Source organism: Paenibacillus sp. sgz302115 (assembly GCF_056120445.1).
In genome coordinates this window covers 222,586-240,381 of the sequence record NZ_JBVYOK010000002.1, presented here as the reverse complement: position 1 = coordinate 240,381, position 17,796 = coordinate 222,586, and the positions used below count along the sequence as shown (strand labels likewise).

The window sequence follows — 17,796 nt, the reverse complement described above, 5'->3', positions numbered from 1 at the left end:
TGCTCTGGAGCGAAACGCCGAGTATAGTATTTTTCTTGTAAACGCATTACAATGTAAGGGTAATCATTGATTAAGAGAGAAAGAGGGATGAACGATATGTCCACAAAACGCAAGCCACCCACATTGCAGCAAAAGAAAGAAGAAGTCAACCGCAAAGCAATCCTATGGATCAGTGTCAGTCTGGTGCTCCTGGTTCTTCTGATTCTTGTTTTATTTATAGTAGCAGGAAATTAATCCAGCCAATGGTAGACTTTGTGGGGGTTGGTCTGATTTTGCGGTGCACTGGACGGGAATCGTTCCTCTGGAAGCAGCGGCTCATCAGGCAGAACCCCTTTTGTAATTTCGACCTTCGTTCCCATCGGCGCCATCGCGAACAGCTCCTCCACATCCTCGCGTTTCATCCGGATACAGCCCTTGGATTCATCCTTGCCGATGCTGTCCGGCTCATTCGTACCATGAATAGCATAGTTGGTATCCGATAGCTGCATGCCGCGGCTGCCAAATTCCCCGTTATCGCGCCCGTTCGGATTGACCACCTTATCAGAGATTTCGAACTTCCCTTCCGGTGTCCTGTCAGCTCCAAGTCCAACCTCATAGTTCCGCAGAATGATGTTGCCGCTGATCACTGCCAGGCGGTGTTTTTGTTTATCTACAATAATCCTAAGCGGACTTGTAAAAAAGGGCTGCTCTGCTGATTTCCCGCCGCCGGACGCACCTGCCCCACTGCCGTTTCCCTGGCCCGCCGCCGGGACATCCGATGCCGCAGGCCCAGTAGGCTTTGCCGAAGCTTCTGGAGACTGGGGAGCTGCCGCCGCGCGCAATGCAGCGAACTTCTTTTTCATCAGCGGGGTCGTTCCGCCCAGAATATTCTCCGGAAAAGATTTGGTCAGCTCCTGCAGTGACTCCGGCAACGCGCCTTTCCTGTTCTTGTAAGAGCGGATAGCGCTCCAGAGCACAGCCAGCTCCTCCTGGCTGCTCTGCCATGATCCGGCCTGCTTCTTCAGTCCGCCTGCTTCCGGCGGCTCGCAGGCACAGGCAACCGGATCATAGGACTGATATACAACCTTCCCTTCCTTGCCCTTCTCAATCGTAGCTGTAAGCGGCAGGTTCTTCTTCCAGAGCAGCCACTGTCCCGACCGCTTCATGGTCAGTATAGCCGTTCTGGAGGTATCCTGCCCGCTCTGCACCGTCTTGGCCAAGGCCTGGCCCACCGAAGCCGCGTCTTCACCTGTCGCCGTGAATCCCATTGCCGCGGGCTTTGAAGACTTCTCTTCTTCCGATGCCGGGGCCGACTCCGGTGCCGATACCGGGGCCTCCGGGTCTTCCAGCCCTAGGGCCGCATTCGCCGATGCCGCCTCGCCGGGTTCACCCGGACTTCCTTCCGGGGCTACCGCCGAGGGGATGAACAGCAGCAACAGCAGCACAAGCGCGAGCATAACCCTATGCCTTCTAAGCTTGGACTCATGCCGCTGCCGTGCTGTATTGAGCAGTCCTTCTTCATACTCACGCAGCATTTCCGCAGGAACCTTGCTGTGCTCGAAAGCTTCATATACTCCGCCCGCCTGGTTGAAGCAGTAGTTAGCCTTCCCATGCTGGCCGTTCTTATAATATTCCTTACCAAGCAAGTACCATGCCATCTTATTATCAGGGTGCATCTGCACATATGCTTTAAGATGCTGCGAGTTTTTCATCGGGGCCTCCGGGTTATGAATTACTTTAATCTTTATTAGTTTATATCGGCTGAATCATCAAAAAAAGACATCCCTAGCCGCATTTATCGCAGCAAAGAGATGTCTTTATGGAAATATAAGGACCTAAAGGGAAATTCCACCCTTCATTCAATCCTATATTTTGCGCAGATACGAATACCTTAGGGTTTTAACCCTCTTTGTTAAAAGGAGCATCCGCAATTTTGATGGAGTCAGTTGGGCATCCATCGGCAGCATCCTGCAGATCATCGAACAAGTCATCAGGAATCGCGGTTACACCACGGTTGCCGTCATTCTCATAGATCACTTCTGCCAAGCCTTCATCATCATAATCATAAATATCAGGGGCCGTCGCTCCACAAGCACCGCATGCGATGCAGGTATCTTTTTCGACCCAAGTGTATTTAGCCATTTTTCCTCTGCCTCCCGTTGAACAATACAGCACTGCAATAGCAGCCTGTTATTTTTCTCATATTAATATAAATAGAATACAATTTCAATGAGTTTTGAGTTCGTTTCCAATATTGACGCAATATGCAGCTTCACTGCTGCCGTATTCTAAAACGTCCCACTCAGTCATCAGCAGGGTCCACTTCGTGAAGGTTGTCCTTCTGCAGGGAGGTCCCGCGCTCCTTATGGTTGCGCAGACGCGCCGAATGGCTGTCACTGAGCATCCCCGCTGTCAGCACCGCATTCTCGCCGAATTTATTGCGCAGCAGGTCCATCGCTTTGGTGAGCGACTCCTTCTTAGGCTGGCGTTCGTAATCGAACAGATCCAGTTGAATCGCGGAATCCTCTTTGGGGGTCAGCCCCTGCAGAGTTACACCCAACAGGCGAATGGGCTTGTCACCCTTCCAGTGCCGCGCAAATTGGTCGCAGACCGCCTTGTAGATGTCATCCGCATTTTCCGTTGGAGCGTCAAGCTGGCGTGAGCGGGTGATGGTCTTCATTTCAGGTGTGCGTATCGTGAGCTGTACTCCCGCTGCGACCAATCCTTGCTTTCTCAGCCGCCGCGCTACCTGGTCACTGAGATTCAGCAGAATCGGCCGGGCTTCGGCTAAGCCGATAACATCGCGCGGCAGTGTCGTTGTATGCCCGATAGACTTGCTCTGCTCCCGTTCAGGGTTCACCTCACCATGATCAATCCCGTTGCCCGCCCGCTTCAGCCATGAGCCCATCACGCCAAAATGCTCGACCAGCATGCTCTCCTCCGCAGCGGCCAACTGCCCGATACTGTAGATGCCCAGCCTTCGAAGCTTCTCCGCCGTTTTGCCGCCAATACCGAACATTTCATTGCAGGGCTTGTTCCACAGGACATCCGGCACATCGCGCAGCCGCAGTACGGTAATACCGTTCGGCTTCTTCAGATCAGACGCGATCTTGGCCAGCAGCTTATTGGGTGCAATACCGATGGAGCAGGGCAGTCCGAGTTCCTCCATAATCCGGCGCTGAATGGCTTCGGCGATTTCCAGCGGTGTCCCGAATTGGCGTGAGCCGGTAATATCGAGATAACATTCGTCGATCGAGACGGCTTCGAGCTGCGGCGTATAGCTGTAGGCAATTTGCATGAACGCATTCGAATACTTGCGGTATAGATGAAAGTTCGGCTTAATCAGAATAAGCGAAGGACAAAGGCGCAGCGCCTTCTGCACCTGCATTCCCGTTGAAATCCCCTGCCTGCGCGCTGCATAGGAACAGGTAACGATAATCCCGCGCCTCAGCTCCACGCTGCCGGCAACCGCTGTTGCTTTACCTTTGTATTGATCAGGGTCCTCCGCCTCATGCACAGAGCAATAAAAAGCATTCATATCCACATGCAAAATAACCCTGCCGCTTGTTGGATAATATTGATCCACATTCTGCACAATATCGACCTTCTTATATTCAGGGTTCCCAATGTTGATTTCAGCATACCTCTTCCTCCGGCGGGAGGTCAACAAATCTTGGCCTGCTGTAAAGTTCTTTGTTACATTCCCGCGTAAAAATGCTATAATATAAAAATTCAAACTTTTAGGAGGACTCTCATGTCTAAGTCCATTTCCATCTTCGATACGACGCTGCGTGACGGCACCCAAGGTGAAGGTATCAGTCTGTCAGCGGATGACAAGCTGAAAATTGCCAAGAAACTCGATGATCTGGGTGTTCACTATATTGAAGGTGGCATCCCGGGAAGCAACAACAAAGACATTGAGTTTTTTAAAAGAGTCAAGGAGCTGCATCTGAATGCCAAAATCACCGCATTCGGCAGCACCCGGCGCAAGAACTCCATTACCGAGCATGACGACAACCTGCAAAGAATAATCGACGCCGGTGTTCCCGCAGCCACACTGGTCGGCAAATCATGGGACTTCCATGTGCATACTGCGCTGCAGACTACACTTGAAGAAAATCTCGCCATGATCGGCGAATCCATCTCGTACCTCAAACGCAAGGGACTTGAAGTCATTTTTGATGCTGAGCATTTCTTCGACGGATATAAGAACAATGCCGAATACGCTGCTGCCGTACTGGCGACAGCCCGCGACGCGGGTGCCGATTGGCTGGTGATGTGCGATACCAACGGCGGAACTCTGCCTTTTGAAATTCAGGAGATTGTCTCCGGCATTGCCCTGCAGCTCCCTGGAGCTTCACTCGGCATTCATACACATAACGACTGTGAGCTCGCGGTCGCCAATGCGCTTAGTGCAATCGGAGCTGGAGTCCGTCAGGTACAAGGCACAATCAACGGCTATGGTGAACGCTGCGGCAACGCCAACCTGTGCTCAATCATCCCCACCCTGCAGCTCAAAATGGGGTATCACTGCATCCCTGGCGATTCGTTACCTCAGCTTACGAATACGGCCCATTTCATCAGCGAGGTCGCCAATGTGAACCTGCCGGTGAATCAGCCATATGTTGGAAATGCCGCTTTTGCGCACAAAGGCGGGATTCATGTATCCGCAATCCTGCGCGATTCCCGCACCTATGAGCATATTGCCCCGGAACTGGTCGGGAACAAGCAAAGGGTGCTCGTATCCGAGCTGGCCGGACAGAGCAATGTTCTGTCCAAGGCGCAGGACATGGGGCTCAGCCTTGACCCAAGCAGCGAGCAGGCCCGCAAGGTGATCGACAAAATCAAAACTCTGGAGCATCAGGGTTATCAATTCGAAGGCGCCGATGCCTCCCTGGAGCTGCTGCTTCGCGAAGCAACCGGAGAGATGAACGAGCTGTTCACCTTCGAATCCTTCAAGATGCTTGTAGAAAAAACAGCCGGTCACCCCGTAGTTTCCGAGGCGTTCGTTAAGCTTAGAGTCGGCGGAGAGAATCTGTATACCGCCGCTGAAGGCAACGGCCCGGTCAACGCGCTCGACAACGCGCTGCGCAAGGCGCTGCTCACCTACTTTCCGCAGCTTAAGGATATGCATCTTTCCGACTATAAGGTGCGGGTACTAGATGAGAAGGATCAGACCGCTGCGAAGGTACGCGTATTAATTGAGTCCAAAGACTACAAGGATACCTGGAGTACCGTCGGTGTATCCAGCAACGTTATCGAAGCCAGCTGGGAAGCTCTGGTCGACAGTATGCGTTATGCCCTGCTTGGACAAATATCGCTGGAGAACGACAAGGAAGCGAGTAGTGAACCCCGCGGACTTGTGAATCACTAATCTGCCTCACGCCTTTTCCAGTCTAAACAAAGCCCCCCTGCAGCCGGAACTTCCCGTGATGCAGAGGGGCTTTGCTTCAGTAATTGCTTAATTGCTGCTTATCAGGAGCCTGTAAGGGCAATAATTTTCTTTTCCAGCTCATCAGGGGACAGAAAACCGAGAATCACTTCGGCGACTACCCCATTTTTGTCAACCAGCACATTGGTGGGGAATACAACGCCTTTATATTTATCAAACACCTCGCCTTTAAGATCATACATGATCGGAAACGCCAGCATATACTTTCTGACAAAACGTTCTGCATTCGGCTTGTAATCCTGACTGGTCACGTTAATTCCATAAATATCGAGCACATTTTTGTATTTCAGTGCCAGCGCATTGAGAGCCGGCGCCTCCTTCTGGCAAGGGTCGCACCAGGAAGCCCAAAAGTTAAGCAAGACTGCCTTTTCCCGGGTCCCGCCTACCTTATAGCTGTGGCCGTCTTTATCCTGCATAGAGAACGCCGGTGCCAGCAGACCCTCACCGGTACCGCTCTTAAGCTCCGGGGCCGGCTGCTGCTGAATTGCGGGAACCGCCTCCGGCTCAGGCTTCAATCTATGCTCTACCGCCAGAAAGACCAAAAATACAATAACGGCCAGGACCGTTAAATTACGTTTATTCACAGCTTTCATAGAGGTTTATCCTTTGCAAATGGGATGGGTTTCTCCTATTGTACCCTCATTGGCCCCTGTTTCAAACCATCCATTATCTGCAAAAAAAGAATAAAAAAGAGGATTTCGCCAAAGACGAAACCCTATGAAGAGAGAGGGGTGAACAAATGACAGCATTCCAGGGAAAAATCCAGCCCATAGTGCTGAGTTCCTCCGTACAGCTTGTGCTGGGGAAGCACTTGCTATCCTGTTATCCGCAGGAGGCCTGCGGAGTACTGCTGGGTGCTGCCGCAGCGGGCGGCATGCGCATCGACGACTATGTGCCTATGCGCAACGTAGCGCCTGACCCGCTGCATGCCTTTGTCCCCGATCCGCAGGAATGGGTTAAAGCGCTCTACCTCAATCCTGCTCCCATCGGTTTGTTTCATTCCCATCCGCACTCAGCCCCCTGGCCCTCCACCGCCGATATTCAGGGCCTACCTTCCCTAGGCTCCGAATTCAAGGTGTATCTGATCGGTTCTCCCGGATCAAATGGCAAGGAGCCTCTGCGCTTGAATGGGTTCTATATCGACCGGCAGCCAGGTGTTGACGGAAAACTCAACCATAGACTGCTGCACGCGCCAATCTATGGTCTGCTTAAATAAGCGTACAGGTCCCCCAGGGTCTCTATCTGTCGTTTCTGCGAAATCTCACGCATGTAGGATACCCATAATTTAGCCGTCATTTTGGCATCCTCAAGCGCGTTGTGCCGGCCATGAATAGGAATGTCGTGGACGGCAAGCAGCTCATCCAGCGTGTAGTTGCTGCGGTGCGGCTCCAGCCAGCGGGCCAGCATGATTGTATCCAGCACTCTGTGGGTAAGCTGAACCTTGGAGGTTTTCCACAGAGCCGCATTTAAGAAAGACTTATCATGATTGCTGCCATGTGCCACCAGCACCTGCTGGCCGACAAATGACATGAAATTATGCAGTGCGTCCATCAAGGACGGCGCTGTTGCTGTCATTTCTTCCGAAATTCCCGTAAGCTTCGTAATATCCTCTGGAATTGCTGTCTGGCAGTTCACCAGAGTGTAGAAGCATTCCTCTTCCTTGATCTGCTCTCCCACCACTTTAATGGCGCCAAAAGATATAATCTCATCCCCATGCTGATGGGAAAAACCTGTAGTTTCCAGATCGAAAATAACGGTCTCAAGTTCAGATAGCGGGGTATGCAGTACTTCAGGACGCCGCTTCTCCCGCATAAGGGAGCGAATAAACGCCATTTGCTGTGCGGTTTGCTGCGCCGATTCCCCGCCCCTCATGGAAGCGATGGCCGATGGCATTCCGCCCTGTCTCAGGTTGTTCCAGAATCCTCCGCCTTTGTTCGGCTCCTTCATGACTGCCTCCTTTCCGCTGAACGGAGCTGACGCTGCAGGGCCTTGTGCAGACGCCTGACAAGCAGCAGACTTTCCCGCAGCTCAGACAAGAGCTGCTTATTCTTCAGATCACTTTCAGCAATGTAGTCACTGCTGGATAACAAGCCGTCCTGAACGGTATAGGGTGTATTTACACGCATGCGCAGAGCAGTTAAAAAGGCGCGGCGGATATCCTCAAGATGCTGATACTCATTCAGCCCAGCCAGCAATTCAAGCCTCTTCAGTGTCGAACTGTCCCAGACACCGTGCAGTAACGATAAATGCCTTACAATATTAACCAGAGGGATATAGACACCATATTTAACATCAAATCCGCCCGCATAATCGCCAAAACGTTCCGTAAGCACCTGCCCGAGCAGATTCAGCGTTGCTTTATGACGGACCGTATTGCGGAGCACTGCCGTAGACAGCTTCGCATTATTTACGAATCCGGCATGAAAAGCTTCACGCCACTCCGTGGACAACGCCGCACTTCCGGCTACATGACGCATATCGGAAGCAATAATGAGATATCGGATCGGCTCCCACTCCAGTTGGCTCATCCAGCCTTCCAGCTGCCGCTTCCATTCTGGCATTGTTTTGCGCCACAACGGCTCTGAGCACATCACTTTACCTTCACATTTCTCATAGCCAACTTCTTCAAGCACATCGGACAACATTGCCCCGAAGGCCTCAAAATATCTTGTTTTGTGCCCATCCGGTTCACCTTCAACAATTAGGCCATTATCCTGATCACTCCACAGCGTAGCTTCCTGCCTTCCTGCACTGCCGAAGACAATAAAGGAATAGGCGCAGGGAGGCGGGCCGTAGCCCGCCTTCTTCATCTGCGCCTCACATATGTCGACTGCTGTCCCGGCAATCCGGTCATGCATGGCATTGACCCGGGACAGCCATTCCTCGATCGGGATAACGTTTAACTGCTCCAGCAGTACATCTTGGCAGGCACTGCGCCTTGCCTTCAGCTCCTGCGGCGAACCGGCTGTTGTGATGGACAAATATCTTTTATCTTCGTTCCAGTCTGCCGATTCCACCTGAGCCACTCGGTCTGCCTCCCAACGAGAAATTTATAGTTTATGGGCTTTGGATTCCGAATCTGCGATCAGCTTCATTTGCTCAGGATATCCGTAAGTACCATGTTCACTGATATCCAGACCCATCAATTCTTCCTCTTCTGTTACACGCAGACCCATGACCAGCTTCATTACATACAGGATGATGAAGGAAACTACCGCTACGAATACGAAGGTTCCCGCTACACCAAGCGCTTGAACACCAAGCTGGTGGAATCCGCCGCCGTAGAACAAACCTGCTTCTCCGACGAGGGCACCCTTAGTGATCAGATCAGGCGCTGCGAACAGACCCGTGGACAACGCTCCCCACATCCCTGCAATACCGTGTACGGAGAATGCATAGATCGGATCGTCCAGACCCGCTCTTTCCAGCCATTGCGAGGTCATGAACGTGAATGCCCCTGCAACCAAACCGATGATAATAGCAGCCCAAGGCTCTACATATGCGCAAGCACCAGTGATTGCAACGAGCGCAGCCAGGACCCCGTTCAGCATTGCCGGAATATCAGACTTACCAAAGTACAGCCAGGAAGCGATCAAGGCAGCCAGACCGCCGGCGGCAGCCGCAATGTTAGTTGTCAGAGCTACGTGTCCGAAGAACCCGCCCATCGGAGACAGTGCGCTACCCGGGTTAAATCCGAACCATCCGAACCAGAGGATGATTACACCGAGTACAGTGAATACTTGGTTATGACCAGGAATAATAACCGGTTTACCTTCTTTATTAAACTTGCCAAGACGTGGTTTAAGCAAGATAGTTGCAACAACCGCTGCTGTCGCACCTGTAAGATGGACAACTGTCGAACCTGCATAATCCTGCATTTTCAGTTCAGCCAGCCAGCCTCCGCCCCATACCCAGTGTGCTACAACAGGATAGATCACGATCGAGAAGAGAATACCGAAGATGATATATACACTCAGCTTAGCACGTTCAGCCATACCACCGGATACGATGGCCAAGGAAACTGCGGCAAAAGCCATTTGGAACAGGAATTTAACGTTGAGGGTTACATCCGAGAAACCGAGGGCATTATCGAATGAAGCAGCTTGTGCATCCCCACCGTACCAAAAGCCCGTAGTTCCAAAGAAGCTATTTCCGTTACCGAAGCCAAGACCGAAGCCAACAGCCCAGAAACACAAACTTGCAATAGCCAGTGTCAACACCGTCTTACCGGCTACGTGGCCGGCATTCTTCATCCGGACTGATCCGGCTTCAAGCATTGCAAACCCTGATTGCATAAAGAATACTAAGATAAATGCCAGGAAGGTGAACGCCGTATCCAATCCGATTTGCAAATCCGGTGCCGCAGGACCATCAGCAGCAAAGGCGCTAACCGGGTAGACCATCAGTGTGATCATGGCCAGGAACATCATTATCATCTTTTTCTTCATTCTTTACCCCACTCCCCAATGTCATATTTTCTAACAAAGCGTGAAACTCTTAATGTCATTATAATCAGAAGTCAGGTAAATTGACAAGACTATTTTTTTGGATACTTCAATTTATTTATGGAAGCTCACGATTTCTTCACAGTTTAACTTGGCCACCCTAAAATTGCCGATAACCCGCAGATTTACAGGCTTTTAGTGCTCTCAGATATGAGAACGCATTCAATATACTTCTATATTTTGAATTCATTTATATGCATTTTTATTAATACTCATCGAAAAACAGCATCAAAAATACCTTCTCCTAATATAACATCACATGTTGTGTCATGTATTTTCAGGTATTTGATGTCTCTCAATTAAAGGGTGTATCCTTATTGTAAGAACAAAGGATTAGAAGCATCTTTGCTCGCCGTATAGCATATACTAAAAGTAAGTGTGACGTTTGACTGTATGGTTTGTCATTTGGTATCATAAAGATATTCCATATTTTATATAGTAAGAAGACGGTGTACAGAAAAAGAACCGGCTTCGGTTAGCGAGGTGAGATAACTTGGGGATATGAACTTGTACCGGATCGGTGAGCTGGCCAAAGCTGCTCACATCAGTGAGCGGACAATTGATTACTACACCAAGCTGGGACTGATTTCGCCAGAATCCAGAAGCATGAAGAATTATCGGCTGTACAGCCATGAAACCCTGATTGCTTTGGAGCGTATTAATCAATTAAAGCAAGAGAAATATACTTTGGAAGAGATCAAATCCATGATGAGCAAGTGGAATGCAGCTACCCCTGAAACTGATGTTTCGGACAAACTGGTCGAGCTTGAGATCCATATGCAGCGGCTTGAGCGTGAGGTGAAGGCGCTGGAACCGATCATCAACGGGTTGAAGCCCGTTCAAGCCAGACGGGCGCTGGCTACACTGCTTCCACAAGGAGTTGCCTGTATGGAAGCGATCCGGCTTCTGCTGATGCAGGGGCCGCCAATGTAAACTGCATGTAAATTATAGTGGAGGAATGACATATGAATTCTTTGATGTATCTGTTAGTAATTGTTGCGTTTCTATTCTCTTTATGGGCTCAATTCAGAGTTAAGGGCAACTTCAATAAATGGGCTAAGGTAGCCAACATGAGCGGTATGACCGGCTACGATGCCGCCCGGCGTATGCTTGATGCGAACGGGCTTAGTGACGTTCCAATCGAACCAGTACGCGGCTCGCTCTCCGACCACTACGACCCCGTTCACCGGGTTGTGCGCTTGTCAGAGCCGGTATATTATGAAAGCTCCATAGCTGCCATTTCTGTGGCTTGCCACGAGGTCGGCCACGCCATTCAGCATAAGGTACACTATCCAATGCTTACTCTGCGCCACCGGATGTTCCCGGTCGTCAATTTCGCCTCCGGGGTTGCGCCATTCATGCTGCTGGCCGGCTTCATCTTCAGCTCCCTTAACCTTATCGGTCTAGGCATCATTTTCTTCTCGGCTGCCGTGGCTTTCCAGCTTGTGACTCTCCCCGTTGAATTCAACGCAAGCAACCGGGCGCGCCAGGTGATGGTGGAGCAAGGCTACATTCGCAACGAGGAAGAACGCGGCGTAGCCAAAGTTCTGAATGCAGCAGCTTTGACTTATGTGGCTGCAGCCTTGGTCTCCCTGCTTGAGCTGATCCGTTTGATTGCCATGTTCCTTGGAAACCGCGACTAAGCTTGCAACCCGCAGGCATAAACAATACCCCGGAAGGCTATGAGCCAACCGGGGTATTGTTATTTCTGTCTTTAAAATAAGTTAACAGGAAAGTGCGAAAAGAACGGGCCACCAGCGGCAGCTTACCGTCACTGCGGTGAATAAGCCCCACCGTTCTTGTTACAGCGGGTTCTACAACGCGCACCTGTGCCGGCTGCATCGGATTAGTCTGATACAAGGCCATTTCCGGAAGGAGGCTCACTCCCATCCCTGCAGCAACCAAGCCGCGTATAGTATCCGTTTCCCCGCCTTCAAAGGCAATCTGCGGCTTAAAGCCAGCCTGCACACAGGCCTGCCATACAATCGGCCTCAAGGAATATCCCTGGCTGAACAAGACAAATTTCTCGTCGCGCAGTTGCTCGAGGCGAATGAGCTTCTCTCCAGCCAGCGGATGATTCTGCGGAAGGATGGCGAATAGCTCCTCTGTCATAACAATATCTCCGGCAATATGCTCGGCACTCTCCGGGAAAGGCGAGATGAAGGCGAGGTCAACTTCGCCTGAGAGCACATCCTTAATCAAGGAGGGATATGCTCCCTGCTTAAAGCGAAACTTGACATGCGGGTAATGGCGCCGGAATTCCGCAACAATCGAAGGGATTAGATGGGTCCCCAGGCTGTGCGGAAAACCGATACGGATCTCGCCGCGCTCCGGGTCCAGAAATTCATGCACCTCCGCCACGGAGCGCTCGAGCTCCTTCAGCACGGACTCGACCCTTTTGCAAAAGAGCTGTCCTACCGGCGTCAGCTGCAGGTTGCGGCCTTTTTGCATGAACAAATCTACGCCAAGCTCCTGCTCGAGCTGATGAATCTGGCGGCTGACCGCAGACTGCGCTACATGCAGCTCTTCTGCAGCTCTTGTAACATGCTCTTTTTGGGCAACCTTCAAAAAATACTGAAGCTGTCTAAGCTCCACGTCTTCACCCTCTTTATCGTCGGCTTTTTTTGAATATACGGATAATCAATCCATAGAGGAAAAAACCGGCTCCCAATCCGCTGAGATGGGCCATCCAATTCACATTTGGCGTGGCAAAGGACATAATAACCCCCATCACCAGAAGGCCGTACAACGTCTTGCGGGAGCCCTCATCCATCATTCCGCGCTGCAGTAAGGCAATATAGAGAAAGGCACCATAGATGGCGTAGATTGCGCCTGAAGCGCCTACGGAGACTGTAGCCACGTCAACAACCGAACGGCTGCTGATTGCAACCGCCAAATAATTGGCGATGAACCCTCCGGCCAAATAGAGCAGCGCATAGCGCCACCAGCCCATCAACCGCTCAAGCGGCGGGGCAAACACCAATAATGCAAAGCAGTTAAAGAATAAATGGGCAAACCCGTTATGCAAAAAAGTCGCCGTAACATAACGCCACAGCTCATCTTTTTCGGGACCCGCATTCAGAGTAGCCCCGTAATCCAGAAGTGTCTGCAGATTGGTAGAGCCGCCGTTCGCAGTCAACACAATAAACATGATTACATTTAACAGAATTAAAATACAGGTTACCGGGTAATAGCGAATGTACCCTTTCCATTTCTCATACCTTATGAATATCATAGCACCATCCCTTTATGTATCTTGTTCTTGTCCGGTTGGACACGAAGCTTCTAAAAAGATTATAATTTATTCTGGCAGTAAGAATCCAATAATGCAATTCAAGGAGGAACAAGGAAATGACGCAAGAAAGAACAGGCGCAGCCACATTTAAAAGTAGCCCCATCACTCTCGTAGGACCAGAGCTGAAAGCCGGTGATTCCGCGCCAGATTTCGTGGTGAGCAAGAATCTGCTGGAAGACGCGTCGCTTAGCGATTATGCCGGTAAAATCAAGCTGATCAGCGTTGTACCTTCTCTGGATACCGGTGTATGCGATGCACAGACCCGCCGCTTCAACACTGAAGCTGCAGAGCTCGGAGATGAAGTGGTCGTCCTCACCATCAGTATGGACCTGCCATTCGCCCAAGCCCGCTGGTGCGGCGCCGCAGGCATTGATCGTGTCATTACACTTTCCGACCACAAAACAGCATCTTTCGGACAAGCCTATGGCGTGCTGATCAAAGAATTCCGCCTGGATATGCGCTCTATCTTTGTAGTAGACAAGAACAACATACTGGCATATGTCGAGTACTTAGCCGAAATGACCGAGCATCCTAACTATGAAGCTGCTATAGCCGCTGTGAAGGAACTACTGTAATTATCGGGAATGAGCCTAATATATTTGAAAAAAAGCGGCAGAAGGACCTCCTTCTCCCGCTTTTTGCTTATGGATGAATTTATATTAGTCGATCTTATATTTGCCCAGCTTCTTGTCCAGTGACTGGTACAAACGCTGAATGACGCGGTAGTTAGCGCCTAGATCGCCAAGCGATCCTCTCGATGCGGAATAAATATCAATCGCGCAACGCACCGGCGTAGTATTCAGCACAGAAACGGTGATATCCAGCGTGCGGCCGAATCCGGTTCTTTTCTCAAGAATAATTTCTCCGACAGACTGCACCTCATGAAGCACCTTGAATCCAGGAATCTTCTTCAGCGTTGAGGATATTTCCTCCCACGCCTTGTCTCTTGAAAGAGTGTAATAACGCGTCTTTAATGCCGGATCTTTTGCACGGTCGCTTGTTCCGTCATGACTGCGAAATAAACCGACCAAGGTTCTTTTCAACGACAAAATACTTCCCCCTCTACAAATCCCAAGTTCATTACCTTAAGTGTAACATTCTTATCCCCGGAACAAAAGGGCATTGCTCACTTTATCAAATGATCTCCATACATAAAAAGGTACCCTGCACCCGCAGCAACGCGGGAAAACAGGGCACCTTGTCAAAAACAGTTGAAACCCGCCTATGCCGTCCGGCTACAGTGTCTTCTGAACCTGCTATAGCAGGTGGGTGGCCGCAGAAGTCGTTTTTGAATTCCCCAAGTCATATAGACAGGGCTGTTCAGCTGCGCTTCATATAGATCTCCCAAGACATTATCATTGGTTCAAAACAACGAGCAACCGTAAACGCACATCGCAGGATTTATAGCTATTATATTTCTTTTTGACAAAAAAGTAAACCTGTATGCGCTTTAATTAGTAACGGATTACAATTTTCGCCCATTTGGACGGCTAGTGTTACCCCTATGTTAAATCTTCTTATGATCCTGATCCGCGTCATCCTCTTCGTCCTGCTGCTCACTTGCCTCTTTCTCAGCGGCTTCCAGAGCGGCAAGCTCCTCTTCCTGCTTCTTCTTCTCAACCTGCATCTGCAGCTTGTTATAAGTGGCAAAGAAGTTAAAAAAGGCCAGCATAGCGATCAATGTCGGAATACAGATCACATACAGCACCGAATACCGCAGACCAATATAAGCAAGAACCGCCGAGCCGATTAGAGTGGAGAACACACGGATCGGACGGGCGATAGTCAACAGAATAGAATTGGTCGCCACTTCTTTGAAGGTCATCTGGTAATGGACCACAATCGAAAAAAAGTTGAACATGGAGACGAACAAAATAATCATCAACACCAGCATTAGTATGCCGACGATTTTAAAATTGGCCATCTGAGTCATGTATACGGTCACATCAACGTACATCACGACAAACAGTAAGGTGTAGATAATCCCCCCGAGCATGCTTTTGAAATAGTTCTCTTTGTACCCCTGAAAAAAAGTGCGGAACGTGCTGACATCCGTATTGCCCATAACCCATTTGCGGACCACTGTAAACAGCGCCGCCGTTGCCGGAAACACAGTGAATGGCGCCAAAATGCCAAGCGCCCAGTTGAGCGTAATCTGCTCATTTGGCCCACCTGCGTTTGAACCCAGCATAATCATCTTCATCACTGCCATGAACAGAAACGGGACTGAACATAACGCCCACAAAATATTGCTGAAGGCGATGCGTGATATCCACTCTGTGATGCGGTATAAACCGCCCATTGCTCCTTTAAACTCCAATTCCCTTCCTCCTGTCTGTCTCGCGCATACTGCGTACCTTTACTATACCTTATTTGCCCCGGACTTTTCCAGCGCCCAAGTTGACGAATACTAGGTTATTGTCTACGCAGACTTAGCGGAGAGTCCATATATTAGAATCGTAACCACGCTAACCACTCACCTAAAGGAGGTTAACCAAATGTCCAATCCTTGTTGCAACCCGTTTACATCTACCGGCACTATCCTTGTATTGTTCATTCTGCTCGTAATCATCACCAAAACATTTATCTAATACGGAATTAAAAAAAGAAGACGAGAACCGCCATCCGGTTACTCGTCTTCTCCTTATGAGCAAATCTGCTGCTTAAATGTCGTAATCTTCACGCTTAGCAGGACGCGTGCTTGTGCTGCTTGGACGTGTAGACGGTTTGCGGTCTCCGCTGCGTCCGGCACCGGCGTCACGGCCAGCTCCGGAATCACGGTTGCCTTTATAGCCGCCGCCGTATCCTCCGCTGCCGTAGCCGCTGCTATAACCGCCACGGCTGCCGCCGCTTGCGTTGTCACGGTTGCCACGGTATCCGCCGCCTCCGGAACCTGTGCGGTTGCCGCCATATCCGCCGTTAGGCTTGCGGCCGCTGCGGATATCATTTTTGCCGCCCCGGCGTTTAACACGGATCGGATCTTCCGGTGTCAATTCAACCTGGGCATCTTTGGTTTCACCAGTAAGCAGCTTCATTGCTGCGGACAGAAGCTGTACCGAATCGTATTGCTCGAGCAACTGGATAGCGATGCCTTTGTATTCGTTCAGCTCACCGCCGCCTTCAACCACTGCCAGCAAACGTTCGGCTGTTACGCGCTGCTTGCCTTCAATAGCCTCAGCCATTGTCGGAAGCGGCTTGCGTGTAATGCGGTGACGGGTAACACGCTCAATCAAATGCAGGTGATCCATCTCGCGTGGAGTTACGAAAGACCAGGCGGTACCTTCCTTGCCCGCGCGGCCGGTACGGCCGATACGGTGTACATAGCTTTCCGGATCTTGCGGAAGGTCAAAGTTGATAACGTGAGTTACACCGGAAACGTCGAGTCCGCGTGCCGCTACGTCAGTAGCAACCAGGACATCAATGCTGCCGTCGCGGAATTTGCGCATTACCGCATCACGCTGGTTCTGGGACAAGTCGCCATGCAGCCCGTCTGCGGAATAGCCGCGTTTTTGCAAGCCTTCAGCCAGCTCATCAACCCGGCGTTTGGTACGGCCGAATACGATTGCCAAATCAGGAGATTCCATATCAATCAGACGGCTCAGGGCTTCAAACTTCTGGCGCTCAGGAACTTCGATGTAGGCCTGATCAATCAGAGGTGCGCTGATTTGTTTCGGGATAACGGAAACATGCTGCGGATTCTTCAGGAACTGCTGGGCAAGACGTTGAATGTTAGGAGGCATTGTAGCTGAGAACAGCATGGTTTGGCGTTCTTCCGGTACAAGCTTGAGGATTGTCTGGATGTCTTCCATGAAGCCCATATCCAGCATTTCATCCGCTTCGTCGAGTACAATGGTCTGCACGTCATCAAGACGGATGGTTTTGCGGTTAATGTGGTCCAGAAGGCGTCCAGGTGTACCGATAATGATTTGTGGTTTCTTCTTCAGTCCGCGGATTTGGCGGCCGATATCCTGCCCGCCGTAGATAGCCAGTGAACGAAGTCCCTTGAAGCGGGTAAGCTTGCCAATTTCTTCAGCTACCTGAATAGCCAGCTCGCGTGTAGGTGTCATTACCAGCGCAAGGATTTTTTCTTCATCACGGGCGATCTTGGAAATAAGGGGAATCCCGAAAGCGGCGGTTTTACCTGTACCGGTCTGCGCCTGTCCGATCATGTCCGATCCGGTCAGAGCAATCGGAATGGCTTGCTCCTGTATAGGTGTTGCTTCTTCAAATCCAAGCTCCAAGATTGCTTGTAGCACTTTTGGCTCCAAGCCGAATTCTGCGAATGTTTTCAAATTATTCATGCTCCTTCTATATAGTGGACATTCCACATGCTTGTCTGTATTCTTAAGTAGCGGTAAACACACTTATAGGCTGTCCAATCATGCCGGATTCTCTGCATGGTTTAGCGTGCGCGTTTGGGACCAAAAGCTGTCCTTAGATCAGGCCATTTATATCCGCCTGAACAATTGTAATTTCGCATTCTAAGCAATGCAAAAATACCATTGTAACGTCCTACTCAAGAATATCCTATACATTATATCACAAACCCCTTTAGGAATACCAGT

19 protein-coding genes and 1 other RNA gene are annotated in these 17,796 nt (G+C 50.4%); 7 read left to right on the top strand and 13 right to left on the bottom strand.

Going from position 1 to position 17,796, the window contains the following annotated elements:
* The first annotated feature begins 96 nt into the window (after positions 1-96).
* Positions 97-234: a hypothetical protein gene (locus tag AC0LWN_RS06610; protein WP_458963191.1), complete on the top strand. Its 138-nt coding sequence runs from the start codon at positions 97-99 to the stop codon at positions 232-234.
* Here the strand turns inward: AC0LWN_RS06610 and AC0LWN_RS06605 are convergent.
* The 3 genes from AC0LWN_RS06605 to AC0LWN_RS06595 form a co-directional block, all read right to left on the bottom strand.
* A complete protein-coding gene (locus AC0LWN_RS06605) occupies positions 231-1,691 on the bottom strand; it encodes a L,D-transpeptidase (protein ID WP_474663777.1) in 1,461 nt (486 codons plus the stop codon). The genes AC0LWN_RS06610 and AC0LWN_RS06605 overlap by 4 nt on opposite strands.
* A gap of 187 nt (positions 1,692-1,878) precedes the next feature.
* Positions 1,879-2,121 (bottom strand): ferredoxin, encoded by a 243-nt coding sequence (locus tag AC0LWN_RS06600; RefSeq protein WP_474663776.1) that lies wholly within the window; start codon positions 2,119-2,121, stop codon positions 1,879-1,881.
* Positions 2,122-2,281: 160 nt separating this feature from the next.
* Positions 2,282-3,517, bottom strand: coding sequence for a DNA polymerase IV (locus AC0LWN_RS06595; RefSeq protein WP_474664152.1), 1,236 nt, complete (start codon positions 3,515-3,517; stop codon positions 2,282-2,284).
* A gap of 216 nt (positions 3,518-3,733) precedes the next feature.
* Here AC0LWN_RS06595 and cimA point away from each other — a divergent pair, with 216 nt between their 5' ends.
* Positions 3,734-5,353, top strand: a complete 1,620-nt coding sequence (gene cimA, locus AC0LWN_RS06590; protein WP_474663775.1) for a citramalate synthase — start codon at positions 3,734-3,736, stop codon at positions 5,351-5,353.
* A gap of 101 nt (positions 5,354-5,454) precedes the next feature.
* Here cimA and AC0LWN_RS06585 read toward each other — a convergent pair whose 3' ends face one another.
* The gene (locus AC0LWN_RS06585; protein WP_474663774.1) at positions 5,455-6,024 is read right to left on the bottom strand and encodes a TlpA family protein disulfide reductase; all 570 of its coding nucleotides are present in this window, start codon (positions 6,022-6,024) and stop codon (positions 5,455-5,457) included.
* 146 nt (positions 6,025-6,170) lie between these two features.
* Here AC0LWN_RS06585 and AC0LWN_RS06580 point away from each other — a divergent pair, with 146 nt between their 5' ends.
* A complete protein-coding gene (locus AC0LWN_RS06580; RefSeq protein ID WP_474663773.1) occupies positions 6,171-6,647 on the top strand; it encodes a M67 family metallopeptidase in 477 nt (158 codons plus the stop codon).
* Here the strand turns inward: AC0LWN_RS06580 and AC0LWN_RS06575 are convergent.
* From AC0LWN_RS06575 to AC0LWN_RS06565, 3 genes are read right to left on the bottom strand one after another with little or no spacing between them, the layout of a single operon-like run.
* Positions 6,629-7,378, bottom strand: coding sequence for an exonuclease domain-containing protein (locus AC0LWN_RS06575; protein WP_474663772.1), 750 nt, complete (start codon positions 7,376-7,378; stop codon positions 6,629-6,631). The genes AC0LWN_RS06580 and AC0LWN_RS06575 overlap by 19 nt on opposite strands.
* The gene (locus tag AC0LWN_RS06570; RefSeq protein ID WP_474663771.1) at positions 7,375-8,457 is read right to left on the bottom strand and encodes a DUF294 nucleotidyltransferase-like domain-containing protein; all 1,083 of its coding nucleotides are present in this window, start codon (positions 8,455-8,457) and stop codon (positions 7,375-7,377) included. The genes AC0LWN_RS06575 and AC0LWN_RS06570 overlap by 4 nt, the downstream gene beginning before the upstream one ends.
* Positions 8,458-8,481: 24 nt before the next feature.
* Positions 8,482-9,879, bottom strand: a complete 1,398-nt coding sequence (locus AC0LWN_RS06565) for an ammonium transporter (protein WP_474663770.1) — start codon at positions 9,877-9,879, stop codon at positions 8,482-8,484.
* Positions 9,880-10,437: 558 nt separating this feature from the next.
* Between AC0LWN_RS06565 and AC0LWN_RS06560 the strand changes: the two genes are divergently transcribed.
* Entirely contained in the window at positions 10,438-10,869 is a 432-nt protein-coding gene (locus tag AC0LWN_RS06560; protein WP_458963181.1) for a MerR family transcriptional regulator, read from the top strand.
* 32 nt (positions 10,870-10,901) lie between these two features.
* Entirely contained in the window at positions 10,902-11,579 is a 678-nt protein-coding gene (locus AC0LWN_RS06555) for a zinc metallopeptidase (RefSeq protein WP_019911815.1), read from the top strand.
* Positions 11,580-11,616: 37 nt separating this feature from the next.
* Here the strand turns inward: AC0LWN_RS06555 and gltC are convergent, their stop codons facing one another.
* Positions 11,617-12,531, bottom strand: a complete 915-nt coding sequence (gene gltC / locus AC0LWN_RS06550) for a glutamate biosynthesis transcriptional regulator GltC (RefSeq protein ID WP_458963180.1) — start codon at positions 12,529-12,531, stop codon at positions 11,617-11,619.
* Positions 12,532-12,544: 13 nt separating this feature from the next.
* Positions 12,545-13,171: a rhomboid family intramembrane serine protease gene (locus AC0LWN_RS06545; protein WP_474663769.1), complete on the bottom strand. Its 627-nt coding sequence runs from the start codon at positions 13,169-13,171 to the stop codon at positions 12,545-12,547.
* A gap of 116 nt (positions 13,172-13,287) precedes the next feature.
* Here AC0LWN_RS06545 and tpx point away from each other — a divergent pair, with 116 nt between their 5' ends.
* Entirely contained in the window at positions 13,288-13,806 is a 519-nt protein-coding gene (tpx, locus tag AC0LWN_RS06540; protein WP_474663768.1) for a thiol peroxidase, read from the top strand.
* 84 nt (positions 13,807-13,890) lie between these two features.
* On the opposite strand, the gene AC0LWN_RS06535 is transcribed toward tpx, so the two are convergent.
* The 3 genes from AC0LWN_RS06535 to AC0LWN_RS06525 all read right to left on the bottom strand — a co-directional run bounded on the left by AC0LWN_RS06535 (position 13,891) and on the right by AC0LWN_RS06525 (position 15,551).
* Complete coding sequence (locus AC0LWN_RS06535; protein ID WP_019911819.1) at positions 13,891-14,280, bottom strand: DUF1499 domain-containing protein; 390 nt, start codon at positions 14,278-14,280, stop codon at positions 13,891-13,893.
* Between the two features lie 162 nt (positions 14,281-14,442).
* Positions 14,443-14,635: non-coding RNA, 6S RNA (gene ssrS / locus AC0LWN_RS06530), on the bottom strand.
* Positions 14,636-14,738: 103 nt separating this feature from the next.
* Positions 14,739-15,551 carry a YesL family protein gene (locus AC0LWN_RS06525; RefSeq protein WP_474663767.1) on the bottom strand — a complete coding sequence of 271 codons (813 nt, stop codon included), beginning with the start codon at positions 15,549-15,551 and terminating at the stop codon, positions 14,739-14,741.
* A 178-nt stretch (positions 15,552-15,729) separates the two neighbouring features.
* Here AC0LWN_RS06525 and AC0LWN_RS06520 point away from each other — a divergent pair, with 178 nt between their 5' ends.
* Positions 15,730-15,822, top strand: a complete 93-nt coding sequence (locus AC0LWN_RS06520; protein WP_474663766.1) for a YjcZ family sporulation protein — start codon at positions 15,730-15,732, stop codon at positions 15,820-15,822.
* 72 nt (positions 15,823-15,894) lie between these two features.
* Here the strand turns inward: AC0LWN_RS06520 and cshA are convergent, their stop codons facing one another.
* Positions 15,895-17,523, bottom strand: coding sequence for a degradosome RNA helicase CshA (gene cshA, locus AC0LWN_RS06515; protein ID WP_474663765.1), 1,629 nt, complete (start codon positions 17,521-17,523; stop codon positions 15,895-15,897).
* Positions 17,524-17,796: the final 273 nt, after the last annotated feature.